Here is an 18,349-nt window from a genome sequence, read left to right on the forward strand (position 1 = left end):
CCTTTAACGCGCAAAGTTCATTGTCTAATGAAACTTTCAAGGAGTGATGTTCCATGTTAAGTAAACACGCATGGATTAGTGGGTCCGTCGTAGCAGTTACCGCACTCGCTACAATCTCTCTTACACCAGCTTGGGCAGATTCAACAGTTCATCCTCAACATTCTCAAAAGCCCCCCAAAAATGTCATTCTCATGGTTGGTGATGGGATGGGAGCAGGACACCGGCAAGCGATTCGTCTCTCCAAAGTTGGCTTAAAGGGCGAGCTTGAGATGGATAACATGCCAATTAGTGGCCTTGTCCACACGTCCTCCGCCGACCCTAAAGAGACGGTAACGGATTCTGCTGCTGCTGCCACAGCGATGTCTACTGGAGTAAAGACATTTAACGGTGCCATCGGAGTGGATGTTGACAAGAAATCCATCACCTCGGTGATGGAAGTAGCAAAGAAACTGGGAAAAGCAACAGGATTAGTTACCACTAGCCAGGTTACTGACGCAACTCCCGCCGCCTTCGGCTCCCATGTTGCCGATCGAAAGGACCAAAGCGAGATCGCTCGCCAACTTATCGAAAACGCACAACCCGATGTCATTCTAGGTGGTGGAGAAGACTACTTTTATCCAGTGGATAACCCTGGAAAATACCCCGATACAAAAGAACAAAAAAGCGCTGGGAAAACAGACCTGATCAAGCAAGCTCAAAAAAATGGCTATAAGTACGTGTGGAATCGCAAAGAATTGAAAAAAACGAAGGACAATAAAATTCTCGGACTATTCGCAAATGAAGAAATGTTTAAGCAAGCACCCGAGGACGAGGGTGCTGTCTATAAGCCTGTCGTCCCCCTAAAAAACATGACCAAAAAAGCTCTCTCCACTCTGTCACGAAAAAGTAAAAAGGGCTTTTTCCTGATGGTTGAAGAAGAGGGTATCGATGAAATGGCCCATCAAAACAATGCAAAACTGACTATGAAATCTGGCAAAGCTTTCGACAAAACAGTAGCTGTCGCCAAAGCCTACGCCAAAAAACATCGTAACACTCTCGTAATCGTCGTCGGTGACCATGAAACCGGTGGACTCACTATTGAAAATTCAGGGGTAGAGAAGTATCCCGATGAGTCTGGGGATGGCCTATCCAAGGAAGATGGCCCATTCCCTGTTTCTCATTCCGATAAGACCTTTATGGTGGACTGGACCACTGGGAACCACTCGGGTACTGATGTCCCCCTGACCGCCATGGGGCCTGGTTCAGAACGACTCACAGGTGTGTATGAGAATACCCATATCCATGATGTGATCTTACGCACCCTCCAGGGTCGTTAATTCCTCAGCTTTCAACAAGGTAGTGTCACTAGATTTCAATAATTCTACTGGGTACCTAACTTTTTTCAACTAGATGCTTATCATCTGGGGAATTAACATTAGTGACACTTCCATATCTTTTGGCCGACGTTCTTTACAAAAAATTAACCTTCCTTTCACGATCCCCTTAAACTCTTGTCCCTATAATGAATTTGCATTCATCATCACCATTTCCATTAGGAGTGATTCAATGTACCGCAAACGCGCATGGATTAGTGGAACGATTATGGCTGCCACAGCATTATTAACCACCTCCATCACACCAGCGTGGGCAAACTCAAGCTCATCCTCTATCAATCAACCCAAAAAACCTAAAAACGTCATCCTCATGGTTGGTGATGGGATGGGAGCGGCCCAAAGACAAGCCATTCGCCTCTCCAAAGTGGGTTTCAATAAGAATCTAGCGATGGATGATATGCCATCGTCAGGACTTGTCCATACCTCCTCTGCCGATCCCAAAGAACTCACCACTGACTCTGCTGCAGCGGCCACTGCGATGGCAAGCGGTGTGAAAACCTATAATGGTGCGATTGGCGTAGATGAAAACAAAAAGTCTGTCCCCACCGTTATGGAATATGCTAAAAAAATGGGGAAAGCGACAGGACTCGTAACCACTAGCCAAGTAACTGATGCTACAGCTGCGGCCTTTGGCTCCCATGTAGAAAGTCGAAAAGATCAGAGTGAAATCGCCCGCCAATTAATCGAAGAGAGCAAGCCGAATGTGATCTTTGGTGGCGGTGAAGATTATTTTTATCCTGAAGGCACTCCCGGAAAGTTTGCCGATACAAAAGATAGCAAAAGCACTGGGAAGAGTAATCTCGTTCAAAAAGCCAAAGACAGTGGCTATTCCTATGTATACGACCAAAAGGGTCTTCAAAAAACGATGAATAAACAAATCCTCGGTCTATTTGCTAACGAAGAAATGTTTACACCGGGTACCGAAGAGGATAAAGAATCTGCCTATAAACCTACCGTTCCTCTCACCCAAATGACAACCAAAGCAATCTCCACCCTCTCCAAAAACAAAAAAGGCTTTTTCCTAATGGTAGAGGAAGAAGGCATCGACGGAATGAGCCATACCAATAACGCAAAATTGGCCATTGAAGCCGGCAAACAGTTTGATAACTCAGTCGCTAAGGCTAAAGCCTATGCGAAACAAAATCGTGATACCCTTGTTATCGTAATTGGTGATCATGAAACAGGAGGGTTGACCATCGAAGATTCGAACATCAAGTCCGATGAATCTGGAGAGGGTATCTCTAAAGAAGATGGCCCCTTCCCCATCGCTAACTCTGACAAAAGCTTTACCGCTGACTGGACAACCCCCGACCACACAGGCGTGGATGTTCCACTCACCTCAATGGGACCAGGCTCTGAACAACTGACGGGCGCCTATGAAAATACCCGCATCCATGATATCATGCTACGAAGTATCAAAGATTAATACGCCATCTGATAGTAAAGAAACGGGCGCCTAAGGGATTTACCCTCCAACTAGCGCCCGTCTTTTTTACGCTAATTTACAACAAGATCATCATTCATTCTATTTTTTTGGTAGAATTGAAGGGCGTTTTCGTTGTGCAAATGATCCTAATTCCATTTTTGGATAATTTACACAATAATGTCCTTATACACAAAAAAATGATCCCAGAAAGGTTGTTGATCCCATGAACAAGATATGGAAGCGAGTAGGAATCCTCATGACTGCTATTTGCACGACCTTGACAATCGGGCTTTCTCCAGCCCACGCGGAGGGGAAAAAAGTGATTAATATCGCTCATCGCGGTGCTTCAGGACATGCTCCAGAACATACGATGCCTTCATATGAATTGGGCAAGAAAATGGGAGCCGACTATACAGAGATTGATATCCAGATGACCAAAGACGGTAAACTGATTAATATGCACGATGAAACTCTGGATCGCACTACCGAGGGCACCGGTGCTGTCAAAGATCATACCCTCGCTGAGATCAAAAAACTGGATGCTGGCTCTTGGTTTAATAAAGAATATCCCAAACTAGCTAATCCCAAATTTGTAGGATTGAAAGTACCTACCTTAGATGAAGTGTTAACTCATTTCGGCAATAAAACCAAGTATTACATTGAAACCAAATCTCCAGAAGTTTACCCTGGAATGGAAGAAAAATTATTAAAAACCTTAAAAGCTCATGGTCTCCTCACTCCTGAAGCCCTAAAGAAAAAACAAGTGATTATCCAATCCTTTAGTGCGGCCAGCCTTAAAAAGATTCACAAAATCAATCCGCAGATCCCTCTGATCCAATTACTCTGGTATGAAGAGAAGGGCTTGGGAAAGATCACTGAAAAAGAGATGGATGAAATTGATAACTACGCCTATGGAGTCGGCCCTAACATCGAAAAAATCAATCGGGACTATGTACAAAAAGTGCGCAAACATGGCCTAGACATCCATCCCTATACGATTAATGATAAAAAGCAAATGAAACAAGCGATTGAATGGGGTGTCACCGGTATGTTTACTAATTATGCCGACCGTCTAACCAAAATTTTGCATGGGAAATAATAACGAGTTCAGGTTTTCGCTTTCCTTAAACATAACGCTTTCCACTTTCAAAAAGAAAGGTCACCCATCCTAGTTGATGGGTGACCTTTCTTATTCTATGAAAACGGGCTGAACTTAAGCTCACTTCCACTTGATGTTGCAACCTAGGCTCGGTTTTTGCTGTTCTTGTACAGGTTCTCCCTTCAAAATCCGCTCTAAAGCACTTCGGATTGATTCCCCAGTCACTGATACATCGTTTCCTGGTCGCGAATCATCTAGTTGCCCTCGATAGACCAATTTCCAATCTTTATCGTATATAAAGAAATCTGGTGTACAAGCAGCCTCGAATGATTTTGCCACTTCTTGGGTCTCATCGAAGAGATAGGGGAACGGATAATTTTTCTCCTTTGCTATCTCTTTCATCCGCTCAGGCGAATCATCGGGGTAGGCCACTGCATCATTAGAATTGATCCCCACAAAGTTGATTCCCTTTGACTGATAGTCCTTTGCCAACTGGACTATTTGATCCTGTGCATGGATAACAAAGGGGCAATGGTTACAGATAAACATGATTACATGGGCATGGGATGAGCCAATGGTTTCCTTCGATACTTTCTCCCCTGACACCACATCCACCAGCGTAAAATCGGGGGCTTTGCTTCCTAGTGCCAGCATCGTCGATTCCGTACGTGCCATATCCTCCATCACCCTTTCTTTTTATCTCCCATTCAGTATATCAAGTATAGCGAACCACTGGCCAATCGATTCCTTTTTCCACGATCACCATATCCCTATGCGCTAACTTCATTTGTTTATATCCAACTATTAAATTTTATATCCATATAAACCCTGCATATAAATGGTTTATATTATAAAAAATAAATTCGTTTCCATCATAAAAAAAGTATTGCCAAAAAACAGTCCCAATCGTAAAATGTTTTAGAAAACTTGAATATCAGGAGGTTTACAATGTTACGTAAAAAAAGAATACGCCTTGCACTAATGACTTCTGTTTTTCCCCTTCTCACTTTATCTTTTGCTTCTCCTCAAGTTGTCGCAGCAAAAGAAACTGCAGCCTCATCACCATCCCTATCAGCGGCTGATTCCAAAAAGGTTGCGGATAATTACCTTAAAAAACATAGTAAAGAGTATAAACTAAAAAGTGATATTTCTGATTTAAAACATATTCAGACCATTTCGACAAAAGTGGCTACCTATGTACGCTACCAAGAAACAATTAACGATCGTCCTGTCTTTGATAAGCAAATTACCGTAACCATTAACAAAAAAGGAAAAGCCGATTTGATTGTTTCAGGCTATGCCCCGTATAAAGAAGTAAAGTCCATCAAAAATAAACAACCCGTCACCAACATAGAAAACAAAGCACTAAAAGGAATTGGTGCTAAAAGCAAAGATAAATGGGCACCCACGATCAATAAGTATGGCTATATCATCCAAGATGGAAAAGCCATCCCTTCCTACCGTGTCGTCTCCCATACGAAAAAGCCATTTGGTGCATGGGAAACGATTATCAATGCGGAAAATGGAGTCGTCCTTAAAAAGAAAAACCTTAACCAAGAAGCTACCGGTGTCGGAAAAGTCTTTCGCCCCAATCCACTGGAATCCAAGGGATCTACCTCTACCTTTAAAGATAAAAATAATGCAGATAGCCCAGCTCTCACACGCCAACTAAAATCTGTCCACTTGTACAACTTAAAAGGCAAAGGTTACCTAAAAGGTTCCTATGTTTCTATCTCATCTAAAGCGAAAACCTACTCTTCTACCAACACCTTTAATTTCACTCGTTCTAAAAATAGCTTTGAAGATGTGATGGTCTATTACCATATTGATAAGATGCAACGCTATATCCAATCCCTTGGTTTTAAGAACATCAACAACCGCTCCTTGGTTGCTAATGTTAATGGCACCAATGATGACAACTCCTTCTACTCACCGAGTACCAAAAAACTTACCTTTGGCACGGGTGGTGTAGATGATGCCGAGGATGCTGGAATCATCACCCATGAATACGGCCATTCCATCCAGGATAATCAAGTCCCCAATTTTGGAAGCTCCTCAGAAGCCGGTGCAATGGGTGAAGGTTTTGGTGACTTCCTAGGTGCTACCTACGAAGACTACCTTGCTCCTTCATCCTATGGAAAAGCTTGCATCGGTGAATGGGATGCTACTGCCTACTCCTCCGCTAAAACTCCCTGCCTTCGTCGTCTAGACAAAAATAAAGTTTTCCCACGCGACTTGAAAGGGGAAGTACACGCTGATGGTGAGATCTGGTCTCAAGCATTGTACGATATGGCTACTGCTTTTGGACGGGACAAAGCTACCAAGATCATTCTGCAATCCCATTGGTCCCTTACGGGCAATGCGACCTTTAAAGATGGTGCGAAAGCGATTATCGCAGCGGATAAGGCACTTTACAAAGGATCTCACCTATCTACTATTAAAAAGATTTTCGCTAAGCGGGGTATTCCCACTAAGTAAATTCAGTTAATCCTCCAGAACCATTCTCCAAAAGTTATTACCCGGGGAATGGTTCTGGTCTAATTTTTCATGTTCTCAAAAAAATTGTCCAACCCTACCCCTTGGCTATTGCCAACAACTCCGTATAATTGTAAAATATTTTAGAAAATTGAATATTAGGAGGCTGTACTATGCATCGTAAAAAAGGGTTTCGAATGGCTTTTATTGTATTTGTTTGCTCTCTACTCTCTCTTACCATCGCTGTCCCAGGCACCTTTGCAACAAAGGGACAAGCAGCTACCACTCACTCTATTTCTTCTGCTCAGGTAAAAAAGGTTGCGGATAATTATCTGAAAAAACACGCTAATTTGTATAGGTTGAAAAAGGACCTTACAGACCTGAAGCATGTAACAACCATTCGGACTAAAACGGCTTCCTATGTGCGTTATCAAGAAACCATTAACAATCGACCCGTTTTCACTAAACAAGTAACCGTTACTGTCAATTCCAAAGGAAAAGCACAACTGATTGTCTCTGATTACACACCTTACAAAGAAGTCGACTCAATCAAGTCTAAACTTTCTGCCAAAGTGGTCGAAAGCAAAGCACTGCAGGGAATTGGAGTCAAGGTAAAGGATCGCTGGGCTCCAACCTCTCAAAAATACGGATATACGATACACGATGGAAAGGCTATCCCTGTCTATCGTATCGTCTCCCATACAAAAAAACCCTTTGGTGCATGGGAAACCTATGTCCATGCAGAGAACGGTAACGTGTTAAAGAAGAAAAATCTCAACCAACAAGTAACGGGTAAGGGTAAGATTTTTAAACCCAACCCACTTGAATCCTATGGCGCTACCTCTTCCTTCACTGATAATAGTGATGCAGATAGCACTGCTCTCACTGCTCAACTAAAATCCGTCCCCCTTCTCGGCCTGAACGGATCCGGTTATCTAAAGGGCCCTTATGTCACAATTTCCTCAAAAGCTAAAACCTACTCTTCTACCAACACCTTCAACTACACGCGTGCGAATAATAGCTTTGAAGACGTCATGGTCTACTATCACATCGACACCATCCAGCGCTATATCCAATCACTCAGCTTCACCAATATCAACAATCGCTCCATCAAAGCCAACGTCAATGCCAATAGTGATGACAACTCCTTTTATTCTCCTAGCACCAAAGCACTAACCTTTGGCACGGGTGGTGTAGATGATGCTGAGGATGCTGGGATCATCACCCACGAATATGGTCATTCCATCCAAGATAATCAGGTTCCCGGGTTTGGGAACTCCTCGGAGGGTGGAGCGATGGGGGAAGGATTTGGCGACTTCTTAGGAGCAACTTACGAAGATGCAACGTCCACCTCATCCTATGGTAAAGCATGCGTCGGTGAATGGGATGCTGTTGCTTACTCCTCTGATGACCCCCCATGCCTCCGTCGACTTGATGAAAAGAAAGTCTATCCCGACGATGTAGAAGGGGAACCACATGCTGATGGTGAAATCTGGTCCCAAGCTCTGTATGACATGGCTTCTGCCTTTGGTCGCGACACAGCTACCAAACTTGTCCTTCAGTCCCACTGGTCTCTCACTCCAAACGCCACCTTCAGCGATGGCTACAAAGCAATTCTAGCAGCAGACGCTTCTCTCTATGGCAATTCTCACAAAGATAAAATTACATCCATCTTTGCTGCTCGCGGCATCAAATAAGTAACCATTCACAGAACCCAAAAGAAAGAAAACATGAAACCATCTACTTTTCTATCGTAGCAACAATACTGCGTTGATTTTCATGGTATCAAGAACCCCACCTAATCTCTAATTTAGAGAATTAGGTGGGGTTCTTTCTATAGGCTACATTCCTGTGCTCTTTTATAGAACCCTTTCACTTATTCCCCTTGATCCACAAATCGACTACGGATCTCCGGTGTTGGAATCATACAGGTCTCTTGTTTGCCAAACCAGCGATAGCGGTTACGCGCAAACCAGCGGTAAACCCCATCACGAATAAAGCGCGGTACCACGATAAATATATATAGCCCCTTCCACCATCCGTCAAGCCCCTTACAGATGCGAAGGACAGCTGTCGACTCCATATACGTGCGCCCATCTTCAAGAAGGATGATCGAATCTGGAGAGGTGGTTTTTGAGGGGTTGTCCCCGTATAGGTTAGCTGCAACATCTGATTGCAATGAAGCAAAATGAAATCGCCCTTGTTGGTCATGTCGGATAATCCATTGCACGGCTCCATTACATACATTACAAACACCATCAAATAGTACGATGGGATGGTCAACATCCTTCTTATTCTGCATCATCCATCCTCCTCCCCCACCTCTGTTACCTCCAATCTTACCAGACCAGCCCAAAATGAAATCATCTCTTTTTTGAAAACCTGATTCTCCCCTACATTGATGAACCTTCCCGATATTCTACCCCTACAAAACGGGCATTTGTACCAGTACGGTAGCGGATAGACGGGCATATGATACCGTGGCTAAAAAAACAAAGAGGAGTGATTGTGCCATGGCAGAACGTAGGCCCAAAAAGAAGTACCGTCTTCCGCCCCCTCCGGTTCCTACAGTACCACAACCCCGCCCCCCACAGATGCAACCCTTGCCTCAGCTACCCATTCAACCAATCCCCCAACCCATTCCCTATCCAGTACCGGTCCCATACCTGCATGAATACTGCTCAGTCGATCCTTGTCAACTCTGGGAAACCTATCAATCCAGCAAACATACAACCAAAATGTTAAAACGTCTACTCAGGCACTGCCAGAGCTGTTGCCCACCATCACCCCCACCCTGTTGTGATGGTCCATGGTCTTCCCAAACAGACAATGAGGATGCACAGTCGTAAAAAAAGCGTCCCAAATGGGACGCTTTAATATGGTCATCTCCCTTGGATGCCAGCAAGGGAGAGCAAGGAGTGATGCTAATAAACGTAAATCCCTGTACAAAGTATGCTTGTCAAACTCCCCATGACACCGACAAGCTTCCCGAAAAGTTATTTCTTAGGCTCCATCTCTATAAGGAGATCCTCCGCCTCAATTGAATCCCCTGCCTTTACATAGACCGCCTTTACCATACCTGGGAAAGGTGCTTGTATAGTGGTTTCCATTTTCATCGCTTCAGTGACGATTAAATGCTCTCCTTTTTTCACTTCATCGCCAATTTCCACCATCACCTTAAGCACTTTCCCTGGCATCGATGCGCCGATCTCTCCTTCCGTGGACCGATCCGCCTTGCGCCGGATTTCTGAAGTGACTTCTGCGGCAAGATCTTGTACGCTCACTTCACGGGGCTGACCATTCATCTCAAAGTAGACGGTTCGCTTTCCATCCAAACCGAGGGCACCGATAGACATCAACTTCACCATGATCGTTTTTCCTTGCTCGATGGTAACTGCCACTTCCTCACCCAGACGCAACCCATAAAAGAAGGTCGGTGTATTTAATACGGATACTTCACCATATTCTTGGGTGATCTTCTCCTTGTCTAAAAAGACTTGTGGGTACATGATATAGGACATCACGTCCTCATCCGTCACTGGACGACGGACTTTTTCTGACAGCTCCTTCCCCACTTCATCAAAGTCCACAGCAGGTAGCAGTTTTCCGGGACGACAGGTGAAGGGCTCCCGTCCTTTAAGCACGATTTTTTGTAACTTCTCTGGGAACCCACCAGGCGGTTGTCCCAGATATCCTTGGAAGAATTGAACCACTGATTCAGGGAAATCAAGCCGCTCTCCCTGTTCATAGACATCCGTTTCACTTAAGTTGTTGCGAACCATAAAGAGGGCCATATCCCCTACGACCTTTGAAGAGGGGGTTACCTTGATAATATTGCCAAACATACGATTGACCGTCGCATAGGTCTCCCTTACCTGATCCCAACCAGCCTCCAGGCCAACACCCTTCGCCTGCTGATGAAGATTGGTATATTGTCCACCAGGCATCTCATGGAAATAGACATCAGCGGTGGCGGAGCGGATGTCACTTTCAAATCCTGCATAATAACGGCGCACATCTTCCCAGTAGTCCGCCAATTTTTGCAAAGATACAGGGTCCAATCTCGTCTCTCGCTCCACCCCTGCTAACGTAGCCACCAATCCATTTATGCTGGGTTGCGAAGTAAGACCTGACATGGAACTCAGTGCTCCATCGACGATATCTACTCCTGCTTCGTAAGCCTTTAGCAGTGTGGCCAATTGGTTTCCACTGGTATCGTGGGTATGAAGATGAATGGGCAGACCCACCTCTTGCTTCAATGCCCGCACCAACTGATACGCAGCATAGGGTTTTAGCAAACCTGCCATATCTTTAATCGCGAGCATATGGGCACCCATCTTCTCCAATTCTTTGGCCAACTCCACATAATACTTCAAGGTATACTTATCCTGTTTGGGATCCATGATGTCCCCGGTATAACAAATCGTCGCCTCTGCCACTTTCCCAGACTTACGGACCGCATCGATGGCAACTCCCATACCTTCTGTCCAGTTGAGGCTATCAAAGATACGGAAAACATCAATCCCTGCATCGGCGGACATTTGCACAAATCGCTGAATCACATTATCCGGATAGTTGGTGTACCCAACCGCATTGGCGCCCCGAAGAAGCATCTGGAATAAAACATTCGGAATGCGTTCCCGTAGCAGGCGCACACGCTCCCAGGGATCCTCACTTAAAAAGCGTATGCTCGTATCAAAGGTGGCTCCACCCCACATCTCCAGCGAAAAGAGGTCGGAGGCTAATTTGCCAGTCGCCTCAGAAATTTGTAGTAGATCATGAGTACGGACTCGGGTAGCAAAAAGAGACTGGTGAGCATCTCGGAAAGTCGTATCGGTAAGAAGAAGTCGTTTCTCCTCACGTACCCATTTCACCAATTCATCGGGGCCAAGCTTATCAAGAATTTGCTTAGTCCCATTGGGATAGGGTTGTTTTACCGAGGTGAGGGGAACTCGTGGAACAGCAAAGTTGGGCTTTTTGTCCTGTGACAAACCAGGATGACCATTCACCACCGTCTGGGCGATATAAGTGAGGAGCTTCGTCCCGCGGTCTCTTTTCTTCGCATAGGTAAATAGCTCTTGTCGACTATCAATGAAGGAGGTGTCATACTCTCCACTAAGGAAGTCCGGATGCTGAACCACATTTTCCAGGAAGGGAATATTCGTCTTTACCCCTCGAACTCGGAACTCCTTAAGGGTGCGAAGCATCTTACTAGATGCTTTATTAAAATTAAGCGCCCAGGAGGAGACTTTTACCAGTAAAGAGTCATAGTGGGGAGTTATATCCGCACCCGGATAAGCATTCCCCACATCCAGACGAATACCAAACCCTCCCCCAGAACGATACGCCAGCAGACGACCGGTATCCGGCGCAAAGTTTTGTGCGGGGTCTTCCGTCGTCACCCGACACTGAATTGCGTAACCATTGGTGGTGATCTTCTCTTGAGCAGGAATACCAATCTCCGGATCACTAAAGGCATAACCCTCTGCGATGCGAATCTGGGACTGCACAATGTCGATTCCCGTGATCAACTCTGTAATCGTGTGCTCCACCTGCACCCGAGGATTTACTTCAATAAAGTAAAACTGATAATCCGGCGTGACAAGAAACTCCACTGTCCCCGCGTTAACATAGTCTGTGCTCTTCATCAACTCAAGTGCCGCATCACAAATCCGATGACGTAAGTCATCTGGCAAAGAGACGCTCGGCGCTACCTCTACTACCTTTTGGTGTCGACGTTGAATAGAGCAATCCCGCTCAAAAAGATGAATCACCTCTCCTGTGTTATCCCCTAGGATCTGTACCTCAATATGCTTGGGTTGTTCCAAAAACTTTTCGATATACACCGCTGTATTCCCAAAAGCAGAACGCGCCTCCGAACGCGCCCGGTCCAGCGCCTCCTCCAGCTCTGCCTGATCACGAACAATCCGCATCCCACGCCCGCCACCACCTGACGCCGCTTTTATAATGATGGGATACCCATGTTCTCTTCCAAAGAGAATCGCCTCCTGCAAGGAAGCAATCGGTTCAGGCGTACCAGGTATCACTGGAATCCCCGCTTTAACCGCCGCAGCCCTGGCATCTACCTTATCCCCAAACATCTTAATATGTTTCGCAGATGGACCAATAAAGACAATATTCTCTTCCTCACAACGCCTTGCAAACTCCGCATTTTCAGATAATAGTCCATAGCCTGGATGAATCGCATCCACATCATTACGCTTAGCAACCTCGATGATTCCCTCAATGTCTAAATAAGCCTCAACCGGTCCCTTACCCTCACCAATCAAATAAGCCTCATCCGCTTTAAAACGATGGAGCGCCGTATGATCCTGCTCTGAGTACAAAGCAACCGTACGAATACTCAGCTCCGTACACGCTCGAAATATACGAATGGCAATTTCCCCTCGGTTAGCCACAAGAATTTTATTAAATGTGCGCATGGGTAACGTGTGTCTCCCCTCTGGTAGGTTAGATGATTTTTTCACCTCATTGGAAAGCTTGTCCGCTAGGAACGTAACTAAACGCAATATGCAAAATGAGTCCCTTTGATAATATGCAACTTCTCCTGATCACCAATACTCTAGATTACTGCTACATCCTCTTTATTGTACTAAAGATTGATACAAAGACAAAAGCCCTCACAAGTATTCCCTTGTGAAGGCGATTGTAGGAAGGGTGTCAGTGGTGTTATAACGTCGAGGATTGTTATGTAGATATTTTTCATGACATTGAAAATGCTTTTCTGAGGGGAATAACCCCGCAAAATTTCAATATACCTTGCAACAAATAGAGTAAGCTTATGCACTGACTCTACCATAGGACCTGCCACTACCTCATCCCACCCATAAACTAGTTGCCTTGATTCAGCTTCACTACAGTTCCTTGCTGACTACTTTGTAAACAGGCCGTAATAATGCGAATCACATTTAGTGCTTCCTCACCAGTAACAGGTGGTCTGTCTTGTTTCATGATCGCATCTCGTACACCTTTATAATAGTTCTCATAACAACCTATTTCTGTCGGAATATGCTGTTCTTTCTCCTCTGTAGAAAGAATAGCATACCTATGCCTAGCATCTTCTCCATAACCTTCACTACCGGGTTTCATCCCTGCCTTAAGTTGCTCTTCTTGAGAGTCCATACCATATTTAACAATCGAACCTTTTTCACCGTGAATGCTAAAATGAGGACCTGTATATTTAACATGGCTACTGCTATGAAGAATAACACGCATTTCTTCGTAATGGAGAATAATATGAAAGTAATCATCTATTTGTGATCCTGGGCGCTGATTGATAATATCTGCATAAACTGCTTCTGGTATTCCAAATAATTGTAACGCTTGATCAATAAGATGAGAGCCTAAATCAAACAATATTCCTGATCCTGGTAATTTTTGTTCTCGCCAACGATCACGCACCTGCGGGCGGAATCTATCATAATGCGTTTCATACGTATAAATTTTACCGATTTTATCCTCCTGTAATAGCTTTTGAATCGTTCTAAAATCGTTATCCCAGCGGCGGTTATGATATACGCTTAACATAACGTCATGCTGCTCTGCTAGTGCTATTAACTCGTCACCTTCTTCAACAGAAACAACAAAAGGCTTTTCAAGAACAACATGTTTACCATGAAGAATTGCCGTTTTTGCATATTCAAAGTGCGTTGTATTAGGAGATGTAATAATAATAATATCAATGTTACCTTTTTGAACAAGCTCATCCATTGTTGCTACAACTTCTATATGTGGAAATGATCCTTTTACTTTCTCTTCTTGTGAAGAAACAATCGCGCGAATTTCGTAATCTTCGATTGTTTGTAGCAACGGTATATGGAAGGTTGTACTAGAAAAGCCGTAGCCTACAATACCAACACCTATTTTGTTCATAAAATCCCTCCAAAATATATGGAACCCAATTCTACTTCTGAGCAATCTGAATAAGGTTGCCGCATGTATCGTCGAAGACAGCCAATGTGACTTCGCCCATCTCAGTCGGCTCCATAATAAACCTCACACCGTGCTTCATTAAGCGTTTGTACTCTTTGCGAACATCTGCAACGCCAAACATTGTTGCTGGGATGCCTTCGGCAAATAACTTCTTTTGAAACTCTTTTGCAGCCGGATGGTCATTCGGTTCGAGCAAAAGTTCAGTACCACCTTGATCATCGGGAGAAACAAGCGTTATCCACCTAAATTCCCCTGCAGGAACATCCGCTTTTTTTATAAAGCCCAGGGTTTCTGAATAAAACTCCAGTGCTTTGTCTTGATCTTGTACAAATACACTAGTAATAATGATTTTCATCTGTTTTGCCCCCTTTCCTAAGACCTGCCATCACTTGCGTTGGTGTCTAGTATATCACCCTATCACCGAATCTGTTATCCATATCATGGTTATGTTGCCTTTAGGACGGAATGTGGAACAAGTAACAGATAGCATATTGGTGAACGACCGATAAGAACATCCACCCAGGGATGAGATCGACGGGTTATGGAATCGGTGATTTACGATATGGAAAGGCGAAACCTCCCATCATCGAAAAAGAAGACGAGGTAGTTATTCGTGTAAAAGCAGCAGGCATTTGTGGGGCCGACCTCTCAAGGTACAGAAAGCTCGATCCCTATGTGGAGGGGATGGCATACGAAACAGCCGCATTGATTGTGCCATCAGCCGTTTCCGTCCATGGTTTGTACCTGACCAACTTACGACCCAGTGGAAGCATGGCTGTGCTGGGATGTGGAAATGACCTACGCTTGACCCATCTGAGACTTAAAAACCTGATGAGTAATTTAACTCACCAGGTTTTATTTTTTCTGTTCTGACTACATAAGAAGTCAGCGATGCATTGAAAAAAATAACAACTTTCTCTCTCTGTAGCTGTACCTCTGCTAAATTTATATTTCCCATCACATTCTTCATACACGCTTTTTATACGTCCTCATGGCAAAGAAATAAGCCAAAAGCATAATCCCAATGCACCAGGCAAGAGCAACCCATATATCATTACCCACTGGTTGACCTGACAACAGCATACGAATTGATTCCACTATCGAGGTTACCGGCTGATTTTCGGCAAAGGCACGAACTCCCGACGGCATCGATTCAGTCGGTACAAAAGCTGAGCTGATAAACGGCAGGAAGAGTAACGGATAGGAAAAGGCACTTGCACCATCTACCGATTTTGCTGATAGTCCAGCAATCGCCGCGATCCAAGTCAAGGCTAGAGTAAACAGCGCGAGTATACCGGCTACGGCGAGCCATGACAGTATTCCCGCCGACGAGCGGAATCCCATAATGAGCGCTACAAGAATAATCACGACAACAGAAATGGCGTTTGATACCAATGAGGTCAGAACGTGGCCCCACAACACAGTGGAACGTGCAATCGGCATGGAGTGGAACCGCTCAAATATGCCTCGTTGCATGTCCATAAATAGGCGGTAAGCCGTATAAGATATACCGCTTGCAATAGCAATCAGCAGTATGCCGGGCATCAGGTAATTCACATAATTATCCGTACCAGTTTGAATGGCTCCACCAAATACATAGACGAACAATAGCATAAACGCAATAGGCATGATGGTGACCGTAATGATGGTGTCTGGGCTTCGCAAAATATGGCGCATGGAACGTCCAAGCATAACGCCCATGTCGCTGAAAAAATGCTTATTCATTGTTACTTTTCCTCCTTTTTACTAATGATAGCGAGGAATATCTCCTCCAATGAAGGTTGTTTTTCCACATACTCCACCTTTGCGGGCGGGAACAGCTTTTTCAGTTCCTCAAGCGTACCATTGGCGATAATCCTACCCTCATGCAGAATGGCAATTCTATCAGCCAGCTGTTCAGCCTCTTCCAAATACTGCGTGGTCAGGAATACCGTCGTACCGCTGTCAACAAGTTCTTTGACTACCTTCCAAACCTCGATGCGCGCCTCAGGGTCAAGCCCGGAAGTTGGTTCATCGAGGAAAATGAGCTGCGGTTTTCCCACTAGGCTCATGGCGATGTCTAGCCTGCGGCGCATACCGCCTGAATAAGTAGACGTCCTGCGGTCAGCGGCATCACTTAAACCAAAGCGTTTCAGTAAATCATCCGCGACCTGGCGTGGATGATTAAGGTGTCGCAGCTTGGCAATCATGATTAGATTTTCCCGCCCGGTCAAAATCTCATCAACAGCAGCAAATTGCCCAGTTAGACTAATCGACTGCCGCACATTGTCGTCCTTTGATACAACATCGCATCCGTTTACGATAGCGGTTCCCCCGTCCGGTTTTAGCAGCGTGGTGAGAATTTTGACTACCGTTGTCTTACCCGCTCCATTGGAACCAAGCAGGGCGAAAATACTGCCCTTTTCCACTTCAAAATCAACACTTTTTAAGACATGAAGATCCTTGTAAGACTTTCGCAAGCCTTTTACTTGAATGGGCTGATCTTGCATGTCCTTCTCCTCCGATATAACAGTAACCTTTGATAAATCTGCTTCCATGCTTTTGAGAGCGGCATAAGTCAACTTATCCATCATTGCGCCGTCAAAGCAGATGGTTTTTATGGCACGGTGATATTTCTTAGACAAGGTATACCTCGAAATAAAAGTCACATTTTTGAGTGTTGCGCCTCTAAATGAAACTTCTTTTAGCGCTGCCTTGTCAAAATTGACTCCAGTAAATGTCTGATTATCCAGACACAACCCTCGCAAATCAGAATATTTAAAGTCCACACCTTCAAAGATACAATTTTCAAAGATTGTTTTTTTAAGATCGGTCATGGTCAGCTTCACATCGGTCAGTGTTACATCACTGAATTTTACTCCAATTAGCCCTGACATGCTAAGGTTGGTACGCACAAGGATTGATTTGTTAAAGCTTGCATCCGTAAGATCAGTAACGTAGAAATTGCAGCCGGTCAGATTTGCACTGTCAAAATTGGCTTCATGCACCTCACTTGCCTTAAATAAGCAGCCGGTCAGATTTGCACTGTCAAAATTGGCTTCACGCACATCGCTTGCCTTAAATAAGCTGCCAGTCAGGTCCGCGCCGGAAAAGTCGGAGCCCTGCAATGCACTTGCCACAAATTTCTTTTTATGTGCTTTGACACCTATGAAGTCACTATCGGGTAAATCGCTCGCGATGAAGTTTGTTAGCACCTGACGCTCTAGTGAGCGGGAAAGGTTGGCAACCTCCTGTATCGTTTGTTCGATATCTCCGATGCTGTCAATGGTCATCTCAAAGGCTGTTTTATCGTCCTTGCCTTCATCCTTGAGTTCTCTGAACCGCTCCTGTAAATCGGCGAGTAGATCTGCCTTTAGTTCATCAACACTTTTTATCCCATCGTACGGTGCAAAAATGTTGTTCAAGTATTGATTTAATTTCTCAATCATAACATCACATCTCCTTACAATAATTTTTCTAGTACGCGCTTTGCATAATCCCAATTGCTTTTGTTGTTGGCGTAAGTAGATTTACCCTTTTCAGTAATCCGAAAATATTTACGTCGTCCTCCCTGAGATTCATCGCCCCAGTACCACTCGATATCACCGTCTGCCTCAAGCCGCCGGACACTGGAGTACATCGTGGCTTCCTTTAACTCATACTCGCCGCCCGAGCGTTGGGCAATCAGCTTAACAATCTCATATCCATAGCGATCAGCTTCATATAAGAGCCGTAAAATCATCGTATCAGTATGGCCACGAAGCAGGTCGGATGTGATTTTGCTCTTGCTCATACAATCACCTCCATATCAGCATTATGCAACACACTACTATGACAGTCAAGGTAATATCATAATCATAATACTAAAAAAAGCCCCAAGTCCTTTAAATCGGGCGGGCCATAATTACCTTTATTACTATATACATTTTTAATTGAACCTCAATGTAAATAATGATTTAATTCTTTTATTTAATTTTACTCATCAACCTTATGTTATTGTACGTCCACTCAGAAATTCAAGCGACTAGACACACCTATCAAAAA

The 18,349-nt window shown here is 44.5% G+C and carries 14 protein-coding genes and 1 pseudogene; 6 read left to right on the forward strand and 9 right to left on the reverse strand.

All coding sequences use genetic code 11. From position 1 onward, the window contains the following. Positions 1–53: 53 nt before the first annotated feature. From BLV90_RS09675 to BLV90_RS09685, 3 genes are all read left to right on the forward strand, one after another. The gene (locus BLV90_RS09675; protein WP_091739962.1) at positions 54–1,316 is read left to right on the forward strand and encodes an alkaline phosphatase; all 1,263 of its coding nucleotides are present in this window, start codon (positions 54–56) and stop codon (positions 1,314–1,316) included. Positions 1,317–1,545: 229 nt separating this feature from the next. Further along, positions 1,546–2,799, forward strand: a complete 1,254-nt coding sequence (locus BLV90_RS09680) for an alkaline phosphatase (protein ID WP_091739965.1) — start codon at positions 1,546–1,548, stop codon at positions 2,797–2,799. Between the two features lie 256 nt (positions 2,800–3,055). Next, positions 3,056–3,898, forward strand: a complete 843-nt coding sequence (locus BLV90_RS09685) for a glycerophosphodiester phosphodiesterase (RefSeq protein ID WP_425433880.1) — start codon at positions 3,056–3,058, stop codon at positions 3,896–3,898. A 120-nt stretch (positions 3,899–4,018) separates the two neighbouring features. On the opposite strand, the gene BLV90_RS09690 is transcribed toward BLV90_RS09685, so the two are convergent. Then, positions 4,019–4,573, reverse strand: coding sequence for a thioredoxin family protein (locus BLV90_RS09690; protein WP_091740281.1), 555 nt, complete (start codon positions 4,571–4,573; stop codon positions 4,019–4,021). Between the two features lie 273 nt (positions 4,574–4,846). On the opposite strand from BLV90_RS09690, the gene BLV90_RS09695 reads away from it, so the two are divergent. Both BLV90_RS09695 and BLV90_RS09700 read left to right on the forward strand, forming a co-directional pair. Further along, the gene (locus tag BLV90_RS09695; protein WP_091739971.1) at positions 4,847–6,376 is read left to right on the forward strand and encodes a M36 family metallopeptidase; all 1,530 of its coding nucleotides are present in this window, start codon (positions 4,847–4,849) and stop codon (positions 6,374–6,376) included. Between the two features lie 194 nt (positions 6,377–6,570). Then, on the forward strand, positions 6,571–8,070 hold the full coding sequence (locus BLV90_RS09700; RefSeq protein WP_091740284.1) for a M36 family metallopeptidase: 1,500 nt from the start codon (positions 6,571–6,573) through the stop codon (positions 8,068–8,070). Positions 8,071–8,249: 179 nt separating this feature from the next. On the opposite strand, the gene BLV90_RS09705 is transcribed toward BLV90_RS09700, so the two are convergent. From BLV90_RS09705 to BLV90_RS09720, 4 genes are all read right to left on the reverse strand, one after another. Then, complete coding sequence (locus tag BLV90_RS09705; protein WP_091739974.1) at positions 8,250–8,675, reverse strand: thiol-disulfide oxidoreductase DCC family protein; 426 nt, start codon at positions 8,673–8,675, stop codon at positions 8,250–8,252. 694 nt (positions 8,676–9,369) lie between these two features. Then, complete coding sequence (pyc, locus tag BLV90_RS09710) at positions 9,370–12,816, reverse strand: pyruvate carboxylase (protein WP_091739977.1); 3,447 nt, start codon at positions 12,814–12,816, stop codon at positions 9,370–9,372. A gap of 409 nt (positions 12,817–13,225) precedes the next feature. After that, positions 13,226–14,266 carry an oxidoreductase gene (locus BLV90_RS09715; protein WP_091739980.1) on the reverse strand — a complete coding sequence of 347 codons (1,041 nt, stop codon included), beginning with the start codon at positions 14,264–14,266 and terminating at the stop codon, positions 13,226–13,228. 31 nt (positions 14,267–14,297) lie between these two features. Continuing rightward, positions 14,298–14,681, reverse strand: coding sequence for a VOC family protein (locus BLV90_RS09720; RefSeq protein ID WP_091739983.1), 384 nt, complete (start codon positions 14,679–14,681; stop codon positions 14,298–14,300). Between the two features lie 170 nt (positions 14,682–14,851). Here BLV90_RS09720 and BLV90_RS09725 point away from each other — a divergent pair, with 170 nt between their 5' ends. Then, entirely contained in the window at positions 14,852–15,199 is a 348-nt protein-coding gene (locus BLV90_RS09725; protein ID WP_091739987.1) for an MDR/zinc-dependent alcohol dehydrogenase-like family protein, read from the forward strand. 93 nt (positions 15,200–15,292) lie between these two features. Here the strand turns inward: BLV90_RS09725 and BLV90_RS09730 are convergent, their stop codons facing one another. The 4 genes and pseudogenes from BLV90_RS09730 to BLV90_RS09745 form a co-directional block, all read right to left on the reverse strand. Next, positions 15,293–16,051 (reverse strand): ABC transporter permease, encoded by a 759-nt coding sequence (locus tag BLV90_RS09730; protein ID WP_091739990.1) that lies wholly within the window; start codon positions 16,049–16,051, stop codon positions 15,293–15,295. 2 nt (positions 16,052–16,053) lie between these two features. After that, positions 16,054–16,815 (reverse strand): ABC transporter ATP-binding protein, encoded by a 762-nt coding sequence (locus BLV90_RS09735; protein WP_091740287.1) that lies wholly within the window; start codon positions 16,813–16,815, stop codon positions 16,054–16,056. Positions 16,816–16,830: 15 nt separating this feature from the next. Beyond that, positions 16,831–17,754: pseudogene (locus tag BLV90_RS09740) on the reverse strand (pentapeptide repeat-containing protein); the annotation flags it as partial. A 14-nt stretch (positions 17,755–17,768) separates the two neighbouring features. Then, positions 17,769–18,098 (reverse strand): PadR family transcriptional regulator, encoded by a 330-nt coding sequence (locus BLV90_RS09745; RefSeq protein WP_091739993.1) that lies wholly within the window; start codon positions 18,096–18,098, stop codon positions 17,769–17,771. Between the last annotated feature and the right edge of the window lie 251 nt (positions 18,099–18,349).

Origin of the sequence: Marininema mesophilum, assembly GCF_900106775.1 — a bacterium.
GTDB lineage: Bacteria > Bacillota > Bacilli > Thermoactinomycetales > DSM-45169 > Marininema > Marininema mesophilum.

Excerpts from the sequence above, each read along its gene's own strand:
- BLV90_RS09675 (WP_091739962.1), top strand. The coding sequence starts at position 54 with ATGTTAAGTAAACACGCATGGATTAGTGGGTCCGTCGTAGCAGTTACC.
- BLV90_RS09680 (WP_091739965.1), top strand. The coding sequence starts at position 1,546 with ATGTACCGCAAACGCGCATGGATTAGTGGAACGATTATGGCTGCCACA.
- BLV90_RS09685 (WP_425433880.1), top strand. The coding sequence starts at position 3,056 with ATGACTGCTATTTGCACGACCTTGACAATCGGGCTTTCTCCAGCCCAC.
- BLV90_RS09690 (WP_091740281.1), bottom strand. The coding sequence starts at position 4,573 with ATGGCACGTACGGAATCGACGATGCTGGCACTAGGAAGCAAAGCCCCC.
- BLV90_RS09695 (WP_091739971.1), top strand. The coding sequence starts at position 4,847 with ATGTTACGTAAAAAAAGAATACGCCTTGCACTAATGACTTCTGTTTTT.
- BLV90_RS09700 (WP_091740284.1), top strand. The coding sequence starts at position 6,571 with ATGGCTTTTATTGTATTTGTTTGCTCTCTACTCTCTCTTACCATCGCT.
- BLV90_RS09705 (WP_091739974.1), bottom strand. The coding sequence starts at position 8,675 with ATGCAGAATAAGAAGGATGTTGACCATCCCATCGTACTATTTGATGGT.
- pyc (WP_091739977.1), bottom strand. The coding sequence starts at position 12,816 with ATGCGCACATTTAATAAAATTCTTGTGGCTAACCGAGGGGAAATTGCC.
- BLV90_RS09715 (WP_091739980.1), bottom strand. The coding sequence starts at position 14,266 with ATGAACAAAATAGGTGTTGGTATTGTAGGCTACGGCTTTTCTAGTACA.
- BLV90_RS09720 (WP_091739983.1), bottom strand. The coding sequence starts at position 14,681 with ATGAAAATCATTATTACTAGTGTATTTGTACAAGATCAAGACAAAGCA.
- BLV90_RS09725 (WP_091739987.1), top strand. The coding sequence starts at position 14,852 with ATGAGATCGACGGGTTATGGAATCGGTGATTTACGATATGGAAAGGCG.
- BLV90_RS09730 (WP_091739990.1), bottom strand. The coding sequence starts at position 16,051 with ATGAATAAGCATTTTTTCAGCGACATGGGCGTTATGCTTGGACGTTCC.
- BLV90_RS09735 (WP_091740287.1), bottom strand. The coding sequence starts at position 16,815 with ATGCAAGATCAGCCCATTCAAGTAAAAGGCTTGCGAAAGTCTTACAAG.
- BLV90_RS09745 (WP_091739993.1), bottom strand. The coding sequence starts at position 18,098 with ATGAGCAAGAGCAAAATCACATCCGACCTGCTTCGTGGCCATACTGAT.